The sequence below is a fragment of the Desulfallas sp. Bu1-1 genome (assembly GCF_015594625.1).
Lineage (GTDB): Bacteria > Bacillota > Desulfotomaculia > Desulfotomaculales > Desulfallaceae > JADNRQ01.
Map to the genome: position 1 here is coordinate 51197 of NZ_JADNRQ010000013.1, position 18474 is coordinate 69670.

At 53.2% G+C, this 18474-nt stretch carries 19 protein-coding genes; 9 read left to right on the forward strand and 10 right to left on the reverse strand.

Annotated elements, in window-relative coordinates; genetic code table 11:
• The first annotated feature begins 21 nt into the window (after positions 1 to 21).
• A complete protein-coding gene (locus tag IT084_RS12235; RefSeq protein ID WP_195713181.1) occupies positions 22 to 171 on the forward strand; it encodes a methyl-accepting chemotaxis protein in 150 nt (49 codons plus the stop codon).
• Positions 172 to 323: 152 nt separating this feature from the next.
• Here the strand turns inward: IT084_RS12235 and clpX are convergent, their stop codons facing one another.
• The 3 genes from clpX to tig all read right to left on the reverse strand — a co-directional run bounded on the left by clpX (position 324) and on the right by tig (position 3602).
• Positions 324 to 1574: an ATP-dependent Clp protease ATP-binding subunit ClpX gene (gene clpX, locus IT084_RS12240; RefSeq protein WP_195713182.1), complete on the reverse strand. Its 1251-nt coding sequence runs from the start codon at positions 1572 to 1574 to the stop codon at positions 324 to 326.
• 13 nt (positions 1575 to 1587) lie between these two features.
• Positions 1588 to 2181 carry an ATP-dependent Clp endopeptidase proteolytic subunit ClpP gene (gene clpP / locus IT084_RS12245; RefSeq protein WP_195713183.1) on the reverse strand — a complete coding sequence of 198 codons (594 nt, stop codon included), beginning with the start codon at positions 2179 to 2181 and terminating at the stop codon, positions 1588 to 1590.
• Positions 2182 to 2255: 74 nt separating this feature from the next.
• Complete coding sequence (tig, locus tag IT084_RS12250; RefSeq protein WP_195713184.1) at positions 2256 to 3602, reverse strand: trigger factor; 1347 nt, start codon at positions 3600 to 3602, stop codon at positions 2256 to 2258.
• Positions 3603 to 4080: 478 nt separating this feature from the next.
• Between tig and IT084_RS12255 the strand changes: the two genes are divergently transcribed.
• The 3 genes from IT084_RS12255 to IT084_RS12265 all read left to right on the forward strand — a co-directional run bounded on the left by IT084_RS12255 (position 4081) and on the right by IT084_RS12265 (position 7059).
• Positions 4081 to 4293, forward strand: coding sequence for a biotin/lipoyl-containing protein (locus IT084_RS12255; RefSeq protein WP_195713185.1), 213 nt, complete (start codon positions 4081 to 4083; stop codon positions 4291 to 4293).
• A gap of 388 nt (positions 4294 to 4681) precedes the next feature.
• Positions 4682 to 5863: an acetyl-CoA C-acetyltransferase gene (locus tag IT084_RS12260; protein ID WP_195713186.1), complete on the forward strand. Its 1182-nt coding sequence runs from the start codon at positions 4682 to 4684 to the stop codon at positions 5861 to 5863.
• A gap of 53 nt (positions 5864 to 5916) precedes the next feature.
• Positions 5917 to 7059, forward strand: coding sequence for an acyl-CoA dehydrogenase (locus tag IT084_RS12265; RefSeq protein ID WP_195713187.1), 1143 nt, complete (start codon positions 5917 to 5919; stop codon positions 7057 to 7059).
• 418 nt (positions 7060 to 7477) lie between these two features.
• Here the strand turns inward: IT084_RS12265 and IT084_RS12270 are convergent, their stop codons facing one another.
• The 4 genes from IT084_RS12270 to IT084_RS12285 are packed head-to-tail and all read right to left on the reverse strand — an operon-like array spanning position 7478 to position 11914.
• The gene (locus IT084_RS12270; protein ID WP_195713188.1) at positions 7478 to 7660 is read right to left on the reverse strand and encodes a hypothetical protein; all 183 of its coding nucleotides are present in this window, start codon (positions 7658 to 7660) and stop codon (positions 7478 to 7480) included.
• 51 nt (positions 7661 to 7711) lie between these two features.
• The gene (locus tag IT084_RS12275; RefSeq protein ID WP_195713189.1) at positions 7712 to 8953 is read right to left on the reverse strand and encodes a Ger(x)C family spore germination protein; all 1242 of its coding nucleotides are present in this window, start codon (positions 8951 to 8953) and stop codon (positions 7712 to 7714) included.
• Positions 8937 to 10043 (reverse strand): GerAB/ArcD/ProY family transporter, encoded by a 1107-nt coding sequence (locus IT084_RS12280; RefSeq protein WP_195713190.1) that lies wholly within the window; start codon positions 10041 to 10043, stop codon positions 8937 to 8939. Before IT084_RS12280 ends, IT084_RS12275 begins: the two co-directional genes overlap by 17 nt.
• Entirely contained in the window at positions 10040 to 11914 is a 1875-nt protein-coding gene (locus IT084_RS12285) for a spore germination protein (protein ID WP_195713191.1), read from the reverse strand. Before IT084_RS12285 ends, IT084_RS12280 begins: the two co-directional genes overlap by 4 nt.
• A gap of 509 nt (positions 11915 to 12423) precedes the next feature.
• On the opposite strand from IT084_RS12285, the gene IT084_RS12290 reads away from it, so the two are divergent.
• Complete coding sequence (locus IT084_RS12290) at positions 12424 to 13635, forward strand: mechanosensitive ion channel family protein (RefSeq protein WP_243276940.1); 1212 nt, start codon at positions 12424 to 12426, stop codon at positions 13633 to 13635.
• Positions 13636 to 13726: 91 nt separating this feature from the next.
• Here the strand turns inward: IT084_RS12290 and IT084_RS18655 are convergent, their stop codons facing one another.
• The 3 genes from IT084_RS18655 to IT084_RS12300 form a co-directional block, all read right to left on the reverse strand.
• Positions 13727 to 13858 (reverse strand): hypothetical protein, encoded by a 132-nt coding sequence (locus tag IT084_RS18655; protein WP_279327872.1) that lies wholly within the window; start codon positions 13856 to 13858, stop codon positions 13727 to 13729.
• Between the two features lie 131 nt (positions 13859 to 13989).
• Positions 13990 to 15381: a cell wall metabolism sensor histidine kinase WalK gene (locus tag IT084_RS18850; RefSeq protein WP_195713192.1), complete on the reverse strand. Its 1392-nt coding sequence runs from the start codon at positions 15379 to 15381 to the stop codon at positions 13990 to 13992.
• Positions 15374 to 16048 (reverse strand): response regulator transcription factor, encoded by a 675-nt coding sequence (locus tag IT084_RS12300; RefSeq protein WP_195713193.1) that lies wholly within the window; start codon positions 16046 to 16048, stop codon positions 15374 to 15376. The genes IT084_RS18850 and IT084_RS12300 overlap by 8 nt, the downstream gene beginning before the upstream one ends.
• Before the next feature lie 198 nt (positions 16049 to 16246).
• Between IT084_RS12300 and IT084_RS12305 the strand changes: the two genes are divergently transcribed.
• The 4 genes from IT084_RS12305 to IT084_RS12320 all read left to right on the forward strand — a co-directional run bounded on the left by IT084_RS12305 (position 16247) and on the right by IT084_RS12320 (position 18437).
• Positions 16247 to 16417 carry a hypothetical protein gene (locus IT084_RS12305; protein ID WP_195713194.1) on the forward strand — a complete coding sequence of 57 codons (171 nt, stop codon included), beginning with the start codon at positions 16247 to 16249 and terminating at the stop codon, positions 16415 to 16417.
• A 189-nt stretch (positions 16418 to 16606) separates the two neighbouring features.
• Positions 16607 to 17116 (forward strand): outer spore coat protein CotE, encoded by a 510-nt coding sequence (gene cotE, locus IT084_RS12310; protein WP_195713195.1) that lies wholly within the window; start codon positions 16607 to 16609, stop codon positions 17114 to 17116.
• 495 nt (positions 17117 to 17611) lie between these two features.
• Complete coding sequence (locus IT084_RS12315; RefSeq protein ID WP_195713196.1) at positions 17612 to 18043, forward strand: hypothetical protein; 432 nt, start codon at positions 17612 to 17614, stop codon at positions 18041 to 18043.
• 25 nt (positions 18044 to 18068) lie between these two features.
• Complete coding sequence (locus IT084_RS12320) at positions 18069 to 18437, forward strand: hypothetical protein (protein ID WP_195713197.1); 369 nt, start codon at positions 18069 to 18071, stop codon at positions 18435 to 18437.
• Positions 18438 to 18474 lie beyond the last annotated feature (37 nt).

The window sequence follows — 18474 nt, forward strand, 5'->3', positions numbered from 1 at the left end:
GGGTATTTATCCGGGTAAGATTTGAACAATGAAATATCCAATGTAATTGGGTTAATTAACGACATCGCCAGCAAAACCCACATTTTAGGCATCAATGCAACCATTGAAGCTGCTCACGCGGGAGAACACGGCAGGGGATTTTCTGTTGTTGCCGGGGAGGTTCATTGTTAAAGTAATCTTCGGCGCAAACGCCCTCTTTTTTGGGCAGCCCCGGATTTTATGCAGACTTTTTAAAATAAAAAACCACCCTTTGTTCAAAGGTGGTTTCCTTTTACCCAACCCGGTGTTTTTCCTACACCTGACGTCCGATATCCGACGCCCAATTACGCCGTTTCTTCCTTTTTCTTTTTACGCTCCATGGAAATCACAATGGGCTTTTCCTTTTTCAGAATGGTATCCCTGGTAATCACGCACTTGGCGATGTCTTCCCGGGAAGGGATGTCATACATGATGTCCAGCATGATGTCTTCCAGGATGGAGCGCAGGCCCCTGGCGCCGGTCTTGCGCCGGAGCGCTTCCTGGGCGATGGTTCTCAGCGCGTCATGCTGGAATTCCAGATTCACCCCGTCAAGGTCGAACAGTTTCTCGTACTGCTTCACCAGCGCGTTCCGCGGCTCGGTGAGAATGCGCACCAGCGCGTCCTCGTCCAGCGCGTCCAGGGTGACAATAATGGGCAGGCGACCCACAAATTCGGGGATCAAGCCGAATTTCAACAAATCTTCCGGCAGGATCTGGGCCAAAATATCGCCGATGCGCTGTTCCTGCTTGGGCTTGATGTCGGCGCCGAAACCCATGACCTTCTTCCCGATCCGGTTCTGGATAATCTTTTCAATGCCGTCGAAGGCACCCCCGCAGATAAACAGGATATTGGTGGTATCCAGTTGGATGAATTCCTGGTGCGGGTGCTTACGCCCGCCCTGGGGCGGCACACTGGCCACGGTTCCCTCCAGGATTTTCAACAGCGCCTGCTGCACACCCTCGCCGGAAACGTCCCGGGTAATGGAGGGGTTTTCCGACTTGCGGGCGATTTTGTCGATTTCATCGATATAAACAATGCCCTTCTCGGCTTTTTCCACATCGTAGTCGGCGGCCTGGATCAACTTGAGCAGAATGTTTTCCACGTCCTCGCCCACGTAACCGGCCTCGGTGAGCGATGTGGCGTCGGCAATGGCAAAGGGCACGTTGAGCAGCCTGGCCAGCGTTTGGGCCAGCAGGGTTTTCCCGCTGCCGGTGGGGCCCAGCATAACTATATTGCTCTTTTGCAATTCCACGTCGTCAATCTTGCCGCCCAGGTTTATTCTCTTGTAATGATTGTAAACGGCCACAGCCAGCGCCTTTTTGGCATTCTCCTGACCGATGACGTACTGGTCGAGAATCTCCTTGATTTCCTTCGGTTTGGGTACATCCCCTAGGTCCAAGCCGATATCTTCGTTCAGTTCTTCTTCAATGATTTCATTGCAAAGCTCGATGCATTCATCGCAAATATATACGCCTGGCCCGGCCACAAGTTTTTTAACCTGGTCCTGGAGCTTGCCGCAAAAGGAGCACTTCAGCTGACCTTTTTCATTAAACATATTTCCACCTCTTTTAGCTTTGCTTGGCCCTCACAAACACCTTGTCTATGATGCCGTACTCTTTTGCCTCCTCAGCCGACATAAAGAAATCACGTTCCGTATCCCGAGCCACTTTTTCCTTGGGTTGACCGGTATGTTTCGCCAGCAGTTCATTTAATGTATCTTTCATGCGCAGTATTTCCCTGGCATGAATATCGATGTCCGTGGCCTGCCCCTGCACCCCGCCAAGCGGCTGGTGGATCATGATCCGGGCGTAGGGCAGGGAGTAACGCTTGCCGGGCGCGCCGGCCGCCAGGAGGAACGAGCCCATGCTGGCCGCCTGCCCCAGGCAGATTGTGGATACGTCCGGCTTGACATACTGCATGGTATCGTAAATGGCCATTCCGGCCGTTACCACCCCGCCGGGCGAATTGATATACAAGTTGATATCCTTCTCCGGATCCTCCGCTTCCAGGAACAACAGCTGGGCAATCACCAGGTTGGCCACGTGGTCGTCGATGGGACCACCGATAAATACAATCCTGTCCTTTAACAGCCTGGAATATATATCGTAAGATCTTTCCCCCCGGTTGGTCTGCTCGACGACAATGGGAACCAGGTAAGACATTAAAGATCTCCTCCTCACCAGTATACGATAATATATAATATCATACCACTAAAAATAACCCTTGCTTGAATAACTTATTCCCCGGCCGGCGGGTTTGTGCTTTCATCTGTTTCCGCGGCCGGGTTTTCACCTTCCACCAGTTCGGCCCGCTCGGCAATAAAATCAATGGTTTTTTGCTGCAACAAGCCGTCCCGGATAAATTCCAGCTGGTTTTGCCCTTCTAATATTTTACGTAAAACCCCGGGATCCTGCTGGTAATACCCGGCCATTCTGGCAATTTCTTTTTCCAGCTCCTCGTCACTGACCGTGATGTTTTCCTTCCTGGCGATGGCCTCCAGCACCAGGGTTATTTTGACGCCCCTGGCCGCATCGTCGCGCAGGCTTTTTTTCACATCCTCCAGGGTGGAGTCGGTATACTTGAGATAGTTTTCCATGGTCAGACCCTGCTGCATCAGCCGCCTTTCCATATTATCGATCATTTCTTCCACCCGGGTGTCGATCATTTCCTCGGGGATATCGACCCGGGCGTTTTCCACGGCCTTGTCTACAACCTGGCTGTTGACCTGCTGCCGGGCCCTTTTTTCCGCCGCTTCCTTCAGCTTGTTCATCAAATCGGCCTTTAACTCATCCAGGGTGTCGAACTCGCTGACATCCTTGGCAAATTCGTCGTCCAGGAGCGCCAGTTCCTTGCGCTTGATTCCCTTGACGGTAACCGTGAACACCACTTCCTGCCCCTTCAACTCATCGTTGGGGTAGTCACCGGGGAAAGTAACAGTCACCTCCCTGGTTTCTCCCACGGCGGCGCCCACCAGCTGGTCCTCGAATCCCGGTACAAAAGTATTGGAACCGATTTCCAGGGAATAATCGTTACCCTTGCCGCCCTCGAATTCCTCACCGTCTTTGCGGCCTACAAAATCGATCACCACTATATCGCCTTGCTGGACAACGCCCTCATCCAGGTTTTTCAACTGGGCATGTCTTTCCTGCAGCCTTTTAAGCTCATTTTCAACGTCCTGCCCGGTGACTTCCACTTTGGGCCTGGTCGCCTGCAGCCCGGTATACTGCCCCAGGGTCACCTCCGGTTTGACACGCACTGTAGCTTTAAATTTAACTGGCTTCCCCTCTTCCACCTGCAACAGTTCCAACTTGGGCTGGGATACCGGTTCAATCCCGGTATCCTTGACGGCCTCGAGGTAAGCGTCGGGGACTACTATCTCCACGGCCTCGTTGTACAGGGCCGCCTTGCCTACAAAATTTTCAAAAACCACCCGCGGGGTTTTTCCCTTGCGAAAACCCGGTACACTAACTTTCTTGACCAGCTTGCGATAGGCCTGATCCATCGCTTTGGCCAGTTGTTCGGCGTCGACCTCTACATCAATCACTACCGTATTGTTTTCCAGCCTTTCCGCGGTCGCCTTCATCAATGCTCCCCCTTTTAAGTTGTCATATGTAATGTTTACCAAGATACAGTATTATTTTATCCAAAACCTGTATAATTACAATTGTTATTCTTACATTATTCTATAAACGCACAAAATTTTCCTCCAGCAATTGATAACGTAATTTCATTTGCAAAACTTTAAAAAATAAAAAACAAAATAGCCGGTAGTTTGCGCTGCCGGCAAGTGTACCTGATTGACATTTTATTTTAACATGTTTTTTCCCGGGCAGCAATATGTTAATACACCAGAATCAATAAACAAATCTTTTGAATTAAAATTGACGACCTTTTCAAAATATGTAATAATTTCATTTAGTGGTATACATAGTACAAAATTCAGGTTTGGGGATACCTGATACTGGGAATGATGAAAGGGGGAGGCGTCGTCAACCCGACTGGGTATGCTTTTCTGTTTACAGAACCAAAGTATTGTGATTAAATCAAGGAGGTAAATGTTTATGACCAATGTAGTTTCTCCGATGGTAGGAAAGCTGGTATCTGTTGATGTCAAAGTGGGCGACAAGGTTAAGGCCAACGATCCGGTGGCCACCATTGAGGCCATGAAAATGATGGTTAAAATTTACGCCCCCGCCGATGGCACCGTTAATGAAATTAAAGTGTCGCCCGGTGATGTGGTCAACACCGATACGGTTATTATGACCCTGGAGTAAATATATTGGAGCTGGATTTTTATCACAACTTTCGGGCCAACTTCCACGGATTCCGGGGAAGTTGGCCTTTTTTACATCTCTTTTGCAACCTGCCTCATCGCTTTGCACGGCGACGGGGTATTTTTTTATGGCCTATTTACACCCCTATTTACACCCCGTCCTCTCAAGTGTCTACGAAAAATACAATATTTGATCCATCTTTTCAGTGTTTGAAGTTAATCGTGATAAAACCGGCTCTAAAACGGTGGTTTAACCGTGGCTGACCGGAAAAACCAGGCATAAACTTTGCATTAAGCAATATATAAAATGACCAAATTTTTTATATTACTTAACAAAGCAACCGGTGAATACAAGATTATTTTAAATACGGAGGAAAGGAGTAAAAAAAATGCGTCAAACGGTAATCGTCAGCGCGGCCAGGACCCCCTTCGGCAGGCTTGGCGGTGCTCTTAAAACGCTGAAAGCCACTCAACTGGGGGGTATTGCCATCGCCGAATCCGTAAAAAGGGCCGGCATCGAGGGCTTAGACGTGGATAATGTCATTTTCGGGCAGGTGCTTCAGGGAGGATGCGGGCAAATTCCCTCCCGCCAGGCCACCCGGGAAGCCGGCCTGCCCTGGGAAGTACCCTCGGAAACCATCAACAAGGTATGCGCTTCGGGCCTCCGGGCCGTCACCATGGGCGACCAGGCCATCCGGGCCGGCGACGCCGACATCATTGTGGCCGGCGGCATGGAGAGCATGAGCAACGCCCCTTACTTCGTGCCGGGCGCCCGCTGGGGCCTGCGCATGTTTGACACAAAATTCGTCGACCTGATGGTGCACGACGGGCTGTGGTGCTCGTTTTACAACCGGCACATGGCCGTTCACGGCGGCGAAGTGGCCAAGGAATACGGCATCAGCAGAGAAGAGCAGGACGAGTGGGCACTGCGCAGCCACCGGCTGGCGGTTGCCGCCATCGACAGCGGCAGGTTGAAGGACGAAATCGTACCGGTGGTCATTCCCCAAAAGAAGGGCGAGCCCGTGATCGTGGATACGGACGAAGCTCCCCGGCGGGATACCAGCATCGAGGCGCTGCGCAAACTGCCCCCGGTGTTTGACCCGAACAACACCGTCACCGCCGGCAACGCCCCCGGAGTCAACGACGGCGCGGGCGCCCTGGTGATCATGTCGGACGAGAAGGCCCGCGAACTGGGCAAAAAACCCCTGGCCACCATCATGGGCCACGCGTCGGTATCCCGGGACGCCAAATATATCGCCACGGTACCCGGGCTTTCCATAAATAAATTGCTCCAGAAAAAGGGCATGACCATCGATCAGATCGACCTGCTGGAAGTCAACGAGGCTTTTGCCGCCGTGGCGCTGGTCAGCGGCAAAATCGCCGGCTGGAACCCGGACAAGGTCAACGTCAACGGCGGCGCCATCGCCTTCGGGCACCCCATCGGCGCCAGCGGCGCCCGTATCCTGATGACCCTGGTTTACGAACTGCGCCGCCGCGGCGGGGGTATCGGCATAGCCGCCATCTGCAGCGGCGCCGCCCAGGGGGACGCCGTAATGGTGAAAGTGGAGTAACTTTCAACCTTTCAACACCTGGCACCAAAGCAAATGAAAGGAGCGTCATTGATATGCCTTACATGCTTACTGAAGAACAGCTGATGATGCGCGATATGGTCAGAAAGCTGGCCCAGAACGAAATCGCCCCCCGGGCCGCGGAAATCGACCGGGAACGCCGTTTCCCCCGGGAAAATATCAAAAAAATGGCCGAACTGGGGCTGATGGGCGTGCCCATCCCCGAGGAATACGGCGGCGCCGGCTGCGACTTTTTGTCCTATATCATCACCATCGAGGAGATATCCCGGGCTTGCGCCTCCACCGGCGTCATCCTGGCGGTGCACTCGTCGCTGGGTACATTATCCATCCTGTATTTCGGCACCGAAGAGCAAAAACAAAAATACGTGCCCAAGCTGGCCGCGGGTGAATACCTGGGCGCCTTCGCCCTCACCGAGCCCAACGCCGGCTCCGACCCGTCCAATCTCTCCACCACCGCGCGCCTGGAGGGCGACTACTATATCGTTAACGGCAACAAAATATTCATCACCAGCGGCGGCGAGGCCGACGTGTACGTCACCTTCGTGCGCACCGGCCAGGAAAAGGGCCACAAGGGGATTACCTGCCTGCTGGTGGACAGGGACACCCCGGGGTTTTCCATCGGCAAAACCGAGGATAAAATGGGCCTGCACGGTGATGTAACCACGGAACTGATCTTCGACAACGCCAGGGTGCCCCGGGAAAACCTGCTGGGTGCAGAAAACGAAGGCTTTAAAGTGGCCATGGCCCTTTTAGACGGCGGGCGTATCGGCATCGGCGCGCAGGGTTTGGGCATCGCCCAGGCCGCCTTCGACGTGGCCAAAGAGTATGCCAAGCAGCGGGTACAATTCGGCAAACCCATCGCCGACTTCCAGGCCATCCAGTTCATGCTGGCTGACATGGCCACCCGGATCGATTGCGCCCGCATGCTGGTCTACCGGGCCGCCCGCATGCGCGACATGGGCCTGCCCTACAGCAAAGAGGCGTCCATGGCCAAGATGTACGCCACCGACACCGCCATGGAGGTGACCACCAACGCGGTGCAGATCCTGGGCGGTTACGGCTACTGCCGGGAGTACCCGGTGGAGCGCTACATGCGCGACGCCAAGATCACCCAGATCTACGAGGGCACCAACCAAATCCAGCGCATGGTGATCGCAAAACATCTGCTTAAAGATTGATTCTGCCGCCGGGTAACCGAAAGAGGGGCAAAACAGCCCCTCGGGGCCGGCGATATAGTAAATCCAACTTCGGTTGTTAAGACTATCAAAAACACCACAGCGGCAGGCGATCCGGTGGTGGTTTTCTGGAGCGAACCGGGCACTGGGTGCGGTGCTTAGCCCGTCATAGCCCCAGAGCTTGACCCCGAAAGGGCGTAAAGTATTGCTCTGAAAGGGTTTTGTAAGCGTTAACAAGCAGTAATTTTAACCACAACGAAGATAATTGCGAAGTGAGCGATTGATACCACCGGAGCGCCCAATCACTACGAGTTGCCTGGCGATCCGGTGGCTTTCTTGAGTGAGTGGAGCACTGGATGCGGTCGCCTCAAGGGTAAAATTGCAAAACGAACGGAAGAAACCGCCGGGGCTGCCGTTTTTTCTAGTAGTTGAAGTATGCATAGATCCACATCAGCAGCACCGGCGCCAGGAAAGTGACCCCGGCCGTAATGAACGCCCCCACCGCGCCGCGATGGTTTTGTTCCTCCCGCAGCGCGTACAGCCCGTAACTGGCAACATGCAGGGAAATCATGGCTACCGCGATGATAATTATAAAATTAAACATTATCCATCACCTTGTTTATCATCCCAGATCAGCCGGCGGCGTATGAAAGAATTATCTCAACGGAGCCATTTCGTGCACCAGGCCGACGCGCCGCACCTTGTAATCCACATTTACAGCTATTTGAGCCCCGGGATATTTTTCATCCCACCTGTACTCCTCCCATTCCGGCCAGGTCCGAAACAGCTTTTTGGCATGCAGGCCAAACCCCAGGAAATCCGTCTCCAACTCCTGGCTTTTGGCCACCGTATCATTGATATCTTTCAGCAGGATTCTCTCGACGGCTTGTTCCACAATGTGCAACCTGTCCGGCGTCGTGTAATTCTCCCCGCTTTGAATACTGATGATGTCCCCCTCCAGCTTTAAATCAACCGAGATTTGAGGATATCCATCCACAATCTGTACTTCAACCTCAGGCTTTTGCCTTGGTTTTACGTCAACTATGATATACCGGCCCGGGTGCTTGGGATCGGGCACGTCCACTATGGTACGCCTAAAGGTGTCAAAGAACATTTTCTGGACGCCCACCTGGTCGCCGTTTAAAATTCCCACCATCTTGCCTTTTCTAAATACCGCACCGCCCATTACCTCAACCGGACCACCGCCGCGGCGTGGAATCCGCCCGGCATAATACCAGCCCTTGGGCTTGGGAGAATTGCTCTCGAAAACGGGCGCCTTGCGGTTCAATGAGGCCAGCATGGCCACAGGTTCCACTCCCGGGCTTTCCGATTTCAAGTAGAACTGGTGAAAGGAGTCGAATGGAATAAATTCAGTATAGCGCCACCCCCGCTGCATCAATTCAAAGTATTTTCCCACGTTGTCCTCCAGCTTGGGCACCCCTTTGGCCAGAAAATCCTCGGCCCGTTCCTGGCACACCACTATGTATGAAGAGCGGCGGAACTGGTAAAACCGGGAGATGGGGGCGAAATAGCCGGCAATACCCTGCTCGGCCAGCTCACGGGAAAACACGAACCACTTGGTGTGGGACAGGTCAACCCGCCTGTCCACCACAGAGTCCAACAACTCCAGGGTGCTGAGCAAGGTGGGCGCCTCCATAGAAATGGTAAAAAAGTTGCCTCCTGCACCTCCACCCCCCGATGCCGGCTGGCCCCCGCCGCCTCCCGCGATGTTCTTGGGTACCGCGATTACCGCCGTGACGGTGAGCTTGTTTTGCCTGCCCTTGTCCAGTCCCATGGCCAGCACCCAGGCCTTTTCGTCAGGCTCGGAGTAATCGTAGCAACCGGACAGCAACAACACCAGGGCCGCCGCCAAAATCAGTTTAACCGCCCTGTTCATTTTTATCGCCCCCCTTGCCCTTCGCCCGGGCGGTTAGCAACAGGATCACCAATATAGCTGCCAAAATGATAAAACTATATTGACTTAGATACTGGTGATTCCAGTAAGCGGCCTGGAGTGCATTCCGCGGCACAAACGCCACCACAGTTGTAAACACGGCCACGGATAGTACAAAGGGCCTGTAGTCGCTGAGCCTGCACAGGCGGGCCAGCACCGCGGCGCCGGCATACAGGGAAATGGATAAAAAAATCATGTTGCCGAAAACCCAGACGGGCAGAAAAACCACTTCCATCCGCTGCCCGAACCGGCCGATATTGATAATTCTGGCCATCTCGAAAGAGGGCAGCGTCAGTTCCGTAGCCGAAGGATAGGTAAAGATCAACAGCGGCGCCAGCACATACAGGAACAGGAAAAAGCCGGCCACAATAACGCCCCTCACCCCGATTTGTCTGACCTGGTTGACGGGCAAAAAGGGGTAAATTATCCCCAGCAACAAAATTTGCACAAAATCCCCGGTGTTTTTCAACGCGCCCGCCAACAACTTCCACAGACCACCCCCCCACAAGGGATAAAAAGCATCAAACTGCCATAAGGGTATGGTCAGCAGCACCAAAGCCATAGCGGTAACCACCATAACTCCCAGCAGAAACCTGGCGGTCCGGGCCACCGCCTCCACTCCCAGGTAACTCACCACCACGGTGCCAAGCACAAAGGTAAAGACAACCAGGCTGATGGGCGTATCCGGTAAAAACCCCGCCACCACCTGCTCGCTGATCCCCCGCAGGGTCATCCCGGCGCCAAACACAAATACGGCCAGATAATAAAGGGCAAACAGCAGATTAATATAGGGGCCCGTCAGTTCTTCCCCAATTTCCACCAAATCCCGGCCCGGAAACTTGTTCAGCACGGAAACGAGCAGCAGCAATCCCAAAAGCCCGGTGCTTGTCTGGATGATGGGGATCATCCAGGCCGCGTTTAAACCTTCGTGGTAAAGGAATACGACATGGGTTAAAAATACCTTGGATGACAGAAAAATAAACAACAAAGTTACAGCTTCGGATACCCCGACCACCGGTTTGTACTGCGTCATTGCGGCCCGCTGTCCCCTTTCCTGCCGGCGGGGCCTGTCCAGCCGCGGCTTATCCGGGGCTGGCGCCGCCTTTTAAGCGGGTCGAGATAGTCGGGCCTGATTTCCTGTTGCCACTCCGCCCCCCGCATGAAGTAGTCCTGGTTTTTACGGGTAACCGGCGCGGCCGGCGCTATGAAGGGCACTCCGAAAGATTTCAGGCTGACCATCAGGCCCACATGGACGAAAAAGCCCACCATGATGCCCAATAAACCCAGCACCGAGGCTAAAAAGATGTAAATAAACCGCAAAACCCTGATAGACAGGGAAAAGGTATAATTGGGTATGGAAAATGAGCCCAGCGCGGTCACGGCCACCACGATAATCAGGATGGGGCTGACGATATTGGCGGCCACCGCCGCCTGCCCCAGGATCAACGCGCCCACAATACCCAGGGTGGTGCCGACGGTGCCCGGTATCCTGACCCCGGCCTCCCGGATCAACTCAAATGAAAGCTCCATAATTAGCACCTCCACAATAGACGGAAAGGGCACTTTCTCCCGGGACCCCGTCATGGCCAGCAGCAGGTCGGTGGGAATAAACTCCTGGTGATAAGCCACAATGGCCACGTAGTGAGCGGGTAAAAGCAAGGCCAGAAACAGCCCGGCATATCGAATCAGCCTGGCAAACGAGCCGAAGGGCCACCTCACGTATGCGTCTTCCGGGGACTGCATCAGGGAGAAAAAGGTGGCGGGCACCACCATCACAAAGGGGCTGCCGTCCACCACGATGGCTACATGGCCCTCCAGAAGGTTGGCGGCCACCCGGTCGGGCCGCTCGGTGGCCAGCACCTGCGGCACGAGGGCAAAGGGCGCGTCTTCAATCAACTGTTCCATCAAACCGGTCACCTGCGTGTAATCGGCCTGGATGGACTCCAGCCTCCTTTTTACCTCATGCACCAGGTCGGGGTTGGCCAGGTCATCCAAATACATGACCGCGCACTGCATGGGCGAAGCGCCGCCGACTTTGATAAACTCCGTAACCAGGGAAGGGAGATGGATAATTTTCCTGATCAAAGAGGTATTAACCCTGATCTGCTCGGTAAAACCTTCCTGGGGACCCCGAATCACGGCCTCCACCTGGGGCGTACCGACACTACGGTATTGCCACCCCTTGGTTTCAAGCAAAATGGCCTGGTTAAAACCATCAATAAGCAGGGCGCTGTTACCATTCAGCACATCATCAACAATCCTGGCGTAGTTGTCGGCGGTGGAAACCTGGTTGGCGGGGACCAGCGCCTCTTTCACCCGGTCAAATAGATCCTTGTAAAAAGCGGTCCCCCCGTTGGCCCCGGGCTGTTCGTCCATGCTCCGGTCAAAAAGGCCCGATATCAGCATCAGGGGCTGCAAAACGGCCAGGTTCTGCACCTGGGAGTTGGTGATGCCGTCGATGAAAACCAGCAGCGCCTTGACGGGCGGGTCCGTCCCAATGGTCAGGCTGCGCAGCACGGCGTCCTTGTTCTGGGGTACACGGAATATTTTGGCCAGCACCCGCCTGTTTTCTTCCAGGTCGTAAACCAGCTTGACTTTATTTTGCAAAATCTCGTCAATGGACTGGTTTTCCGCCACCTTGCCGACGAATTTTTCCCGGACGGGGGAACCGGTTTTATTTCTTTGCCGGGCCACTCTTTTGCGCGGTTTTTTTCCCCCGGTTCCATCGGTTGGTTTGCCATGTTCCTTTGCTTCTGGTTTTCGGCCCGGTTCTTTTCCGCCGCTCCCCGAAGGTTGCGGCGCGGCTTCCTCCAATTTATCCTCGATGCCTGACTGGTAAACGGACGGGATCGATTTTGGTTTTTGATACAGCAAATATTTTAACATCGCCTTCGGCCAGGACATCATCCACACCTCGGATTCGGACTTAAACCATCTATAATAACAGTAATAACAATATTTCGCTACAAAAACCGGTACTTGTATCTGGGGCTCCGGTGGTATCAATCGCTCACTTCGCAATTATCCTCGTAGTGGCTAAAGTTACTGCTTGTTAACGCTTACAAAACCCTGCCGGAGCAATACTTTACGCCCTTTCAGGGTCAAGCTCCAAGGCTATGACGGGCTAAGCACCGGACCCAGTGCTCAGTTCGCTCCAGAAAACCACCGGATCGCCTGCTGCTGTGGTGTTTTTACAGTACAGTTTTAGTTATACCCTGGCAGTTAGTGGTTTATGTGGTGAATCCTGTGGCACATCGTTTTCAACCCGCCGGTACTTCCAGGATCTTGGACGGGAAATCGTTGCCCCGGATGAAATGGGTGAAGACGGTTGGCATCAATGGGAAAATGCCGGTCCCTATGCTATAATATCCAGCAGATAAATTATTTTGTTGATTCCGGAGGTGCATTGAATTTTGCCGCAGCTGTTGGATTCCGTCACCACACTATTACGGGAGTGGCTAACGCGGGAGCGCATGGAAACGATACTGGTTGACCTGGCGCTGTCCGCTGCAGTACTTGCCGCTACATATTTACTGGTCAAAATTTTGTCCCCGGCAATAGACCGGCTGTTCCGGGATAAAAGAAAAGACAGGGAAAACGAGGACGGCACCCCGGCGGTACAGGGAGTTCTTTCGGACAGCTTCGCCCGCTCGGCGCGGGTATTGTTAAAGACCCTGCTCCTGTACGGGAGCTATTTTCTCGCCGCCGTGGTCATCCTGGAAATTTTTCACGTTAAAATCATTTCACCGGAAGACCTCAAATCGCTGGGCGTCAAGATTCTGAAAATCGCCGGCGTGCTGGTGGGGGCCAGGCTGGTGGTCAATATCGGGCGGCTGGCGGTAAAACAGGTTTTCGCGCAGCGGGATGACATGGGAAGTTTCCTCGAGGACCAGCGGGCCCAAACCCTGGAGGTACTGCTGCGCAGCGTCCTGACTTACATTGTTTTTTTCGTGGCCGGCCTGATGATCCTGGAGATTTTCAACGTCAATACCAGCGCCATCCTGGCCAGCGCCGGCATCCTGGGCCTGGCGGTGGGATTTGGGGCTCAAAACCTGGTTAAGGATGTAATCAGCGGTTTTTTCATTTTATTCGAAAACCAGTTTAATGTGGGGGACTTTGTGGAAACAGCCGGTGTTGTCGGCACGGTGGAGGAAATCGGGCTGCGCACCTGCAAAATACGCCAGTGGACCGGCCAGTTGCATGTGATTCCCAACGGGGAAATCACCCGGGTTACCAACTACAACCGGGGCCAAATGATGGCGGTGGTGACGGTGGGCATTGCCTACGAGGAAGACATTGATCAAGCCATCGGGGTGTTGAAGCAGGAGTGCGAAACCGCCTTTCGGGAGATTGAAACCATTCTGGATACCCCCCAGGTTCAGGGCGTGGTTGAACTGGCCGATTCCTCGGTAAATATCCGCGCCATCGCCCCCACCGTGCCCGGCGAGCACTGGGCCGTGGAGCGGGAACTGCGCCGCCGCTTCAAGTACGCGCTGGACCGGGCGGGCATCGAAATCCCCTACCCCCGCCGGGTGCTGTACCAGCGGGACGAAAACAGCCAGAAAGAGGAGCCGCGTGAATCGCACCCGTTTGGCGGGAACAGCGCCGGGCTAACGGAGATTTAAAAAAAAACTGGCAAAAACTAAACCGGGGGCGGGTTTATGTTATAAACCGGCCCCCGGCTAGTTATTTCCCGTATTCAAACCAATCTCCCCCCTATTTTTTTGTTTTGCCTTTTTTGTTTTCTCCGCCTTCGGGCAGCGCTTCCCGCTTGTGATCATCGGCATCGGTTTCGATTTTTTCCAGGCCGATGTCCCTCAGGATCTGGTCGATTAATTCCTTGGTCATGGACATACCTCCTTTTTCAATTGTGGATAAAGAAATGATATGCTAATTATATAATATGTGTGTAAAAATTCAAACATTTTCGGGTTAAAAAAATGTTATTTAACCGTAAAATTACCGGTAAATCGCTAAATTTATTCCAGCACGGGCAGTGTCACCTCAATTTCCGCCCCGCCTGCTTTAGCGTTGCGGGCACGGACTGCGCCGCCGTGTTCCTCCACGATGGCCCGGGCTATGGATAATCCCAGCCCGCTGCCCCCCCGGCGGCCCTTGTAAAACCGTTCCCACAGGCGCAATAAGTCCTCGTCGCTGAACCCCTCTCCATCGTCCCGCACTATTACCCGGACTTTGCCGCCTTCGGCGGGCCCCGCACTAATTTCCACCCGGGAACGGGCGTGGCGCACCGCGTTGGCGATCAGGTTGACGAACACCCGGACCAGCTTTTCCCCGTCCGCCCGGAGGTTCACTTCGGGGCAGCGCCCCAGCTCCAGGGAGATGTTTTTCTCCATGGCCACCACGCGCTGTGATTCCACGGCCTGCTCGAGCACCTCCGCCAGCTCGGTTTCCTCGAAATGGTACACCCCGGACGGGCTCTCCAGCTTGCCCAGGTAAACCAGCTCCTCCACCAGGTTCTTCAGCCGCCCGGTTTCCCGCACGATCACTTCCAGGGCCCGGTCCGCCTCCTCGCCGCGAAAAACGCCGTCCCGGATCCCCTCGGCATATCCCTGGATGGACATGAGGGGGCTTTTCAATTCGTGCGAGGCGTTCTGGAAAAACTGCCTTTGCACCCGGTCGTATTCCGCCAGTTTTTCATCCATGGCATTGATGGCCAGCCCCAGTTCGCCGATTTCATCGCCGGTATCAACCTCCACCCGCCAGCCGAAATTGCGCTCGGCCACCCGGTGGGCCTTTTCCCTAAGCAGAGTCAGCGGCCGGGAAATGCGCCTGGCCAGTAGCATGGTGATACCAAGGGCGGCCAGCGACGCCACACCAAGGCTGACCAGGAATAGTGACAGAAGGTCGTGGAGTATTTCTTCAAGGCCCTCCACCCTGGTAAGCAGCACCACCGCCCCGCCGCCCCGGGTGCCGTTTCCGAGGTAGCGCGCCGCCGCCACGTAGCGCTCGTTCCCGAGGGTCACCCGCCCCTCGTAAACACCGGAAGCAGCCAGCTCGGCGATTACCGCGGGGTCCAGCACGCTGCCGGCGGGCACTCCGGCAAGGCTGCTTTCCAAAACCACGCCCCGGCCGTTGACCAGCAGGTATTCCCCCTGGATCACCCGGCCCAGCACCTGGTAAGTCATGTAATGGTGCATCATCATGCCGCGGGGCCGGTCTCCTTCTCCGGGCAGAACGTCCATAACACCAGCCAGGTTGCGGGCGTCCCGGAGCAAACTGTCCCTGGCCGCCTGCTCCAGGTGACGGCTCAACAAAAACCAGAAGGACGCCCCCATGAGCAGAGAGGTAAGAACTATCACCGCCAGGTAACCGAGGGCAATGCGCCAGGCGATGCTTTTTCTCCTAAACACTGATTTTATACCCGTAACCCCAGACCGTGCTTACCCTGGTCCGGGCCCCTTTTTCCTTTAATTTGCGCCGCAGCCGCTTGACCACGTCATCCACGGCCCGGGTATCCCCCACGTAGTCCATGCCCCACACCCGGTCCAGAATCTGGTCCCGGCTCAAAGCCTGTCCCGGGTGCCCGGCCAGCAGGTGCAACAGGTCGAACTCCTTCACCGTCAAGTCCAGGACGCTTCCGCCAACAGTCGCCTCCCGCCTGGCGGGATAGACGGTGATGTCCCCCACCCTGATTTCCGCTTCCGCCGGCGGGGGCGCAGCGGACCGGCGTAAAACCGTGCGCACCCTGGCCACCAGTTCCCGGGGGCTGAACGGCTTGGTCAGGTAGTCGTCCCCGCCCAGTTCCAGGCCCAGCACCCGGTCCACTTCCTCGCCCCGGGCGGAAACAAAGATAACGGGCACATTGCCACGGCGGCGAATTTCCCGGCATAGTTCCAGGCCGTCCATGCCCGGCATCATAATATCCAGGATAAACATGTCGGGCCATTCCCGGTCCATCACCGCCAAAAGGCCGTCCGCACCGTTGAACACCCTTGTTTCGAACCCCTCGCGCTCCAAGTATTTTTTTATAATACCCGCTATATCAGGGTCGTCGTCGACCACAAATATTTTCTTCATTAATTTCCTCCCGAATTTCCTCCCGCTATTGTTAAAGTCACCGGCCGGGCCAACCGGCTTCACAACTTTATTGTACTGCAAAACGGCCCAAATCTCAAAAACCTGAAAAAGTTTAATGAAAACTCCAATTAATTGTTGCCTTGTTACATATTTATTTGTATAATATGTATAATATAAAATATCTCGGAGGTGGTTTAAATGAAACAAAATACAATTTTCCGGTTAACCATCGGCGGTGATTCCCCCAGGCAGTACCACCTCCAATCCAGGTGGGTCGTGGAGATTTATATCCAAACCTATCGCCAGATAGGCAAGCAAGTCAACCTGGAACAACTTGTGGATGGAATCTGGCAGCCCGCATCAATTTAAAACAACTATGCATAAATTTAATTTTATGCAAAATAGTTGCCCAAACCGGCAACTATTTTTATTTTTTAACCGGAGCGATCATAAAAAGAACGGCAAGCTTTTCTATTTCAGGCACACCCTGCCCCCGCCACACATACATTAATCAAAAAAAGTCAAATTATTTTTTTCGCCTTGGGGAGGTTTATACTTATGCTCCAAATGGAACCCGAAAAATATAGAGAAATCATTACCAAAGCCGTATACGGCAATGTCCAAAAAACATTTCAAGTGAAAAAATTAATCAAGCTGCCGGACGGACAACTACCTGCGCAAGTGCTTGGGGCAACCGTGACCACCTGTCAAATCACCGCTGACACCCGCCTGGATGAAACACCGGCAAGACGGGAACCCGGCGTCGCCATCGGCGGCTTTTTCGCGGCCCACGTCTGGTACGCCTGCAATAACGGCAAAACCACCGCGGTATTAAAGGAGGCAGTTAAAGTCAGGGAATTCATTCCGGTTGATCAATTCGGCGGCAGCGCCAGGCCGGTTGAGGCCAAGGTGGAACTGGCCAAAGATCCTGAATTTGTAGAAGCAACCATCATCGATAATGACAAGATTTTAATCAAAGTTGAACTGAATATCCGTTCCCAGATCATCTGTGAATCAAGGGTTTGGGTGTGCACTTATCAGCCCGCCGAGGGAAGAGATGGCAGTTAAGGTGTTGAGGAGTAGAATTTTTAATTATTGAAGATATAGTGAAGATCTTGCCCGCAGGCAAGATTTTTTTGTGCCTTAATGCCATCTGGTTCCTTTGAAATACATCTGCCCCAAAAAGTCGGAATTGTTTTTAAGGTAAACGTTAGATCATTTTTAACATAATTTTCTATTTTTATTAACAATAGGTAATAATTAATCATACATTATAATTGAATCTTGATTTCGCTGCAAAAATACCACAGCGGCAGGCGATCCGGCGGATTTCTGGAGTGAGTGAAGCACTGGATGCGGTCACTAGCCCGTCATATCCCAAGAGTCATGACCCCTTAGGGCGTGAAGAAGTAGTTAGGCAGTGAGTTGCAAGCGTTAACTACAAGTTTTACCGGCCTCAAGAGTAAAATTGTGAAACGAACGATTGATGCCGCCGGAGCGCCAGATACAAGTAACGGTTTTTGCAGCGTAATCAATCTTTAATTAGCAAAGGAGAGATTTATTGTGTCAGAACATCCCGATAGCGTAAAGGAGAAAGAAATAGCGTCAGAACGCCCCGAGCGTCCCGGATACAATGATCGCTCAGGGCGCCGCGAGCACGCCAATGTCAACAAGGACCCTCAATTAACCAGAAGCGCTTTTAAGCAAACCTTTATTCAAAGACTTGATGAAGCCTTTCAGGACATGGTAGTAAATGTCGAGTTTGAGACATTTGAAAACTCCATTAAAAAAGTTACCGGGGCAACACTAACTAGAATCGGCACCGACCACAATACTTCGTTGACCTACGTTGAGCTGGTGTCCCCCATCCCACTTATCCCGTTTCAGGTTCTTACTTTCATGCCTGGAGTAGCCACCCCCGTGAGCATCCAATTTGTCACAGCTATTATTATTCGCAATATTACCCGGGTGATCAGTGTAGAAAGACTATTTTAAAAACTTAACAAAGGAGGGGTTATAAATGGCTGAAGAAAAGATCATAACTCCCGATCGTCCAGAAATCAATAAAGACTCGAACCTGACAAAAACCGTTGTTAATCAAAACTTTTTCCAAAGGCTTGATCAAGCATTCCAGGATACAATGGTAAACGTTGAATTTCAAACTTTTGAAGACTCCATCAAAAAAGTTGTCGGGGCACTATTGACCAGAATTAGCACACCTGCCAATCTGGAAGAAGGTTATCTTGAGCTGGTGTCCCCAATTCCATCGGTTCCATTTACCGTGCTTACTTTTCTCCCTGGAGTAGCCACCCCCGTTAATATTGAGTTCGCCACAGCCATTTTAATTCCGGATCTTTTCCGGATCATCAGCGTTGAAAGAATTTTTTAGGAAACCTACAGCAAAATGCTGCACCTCATTTGACCCA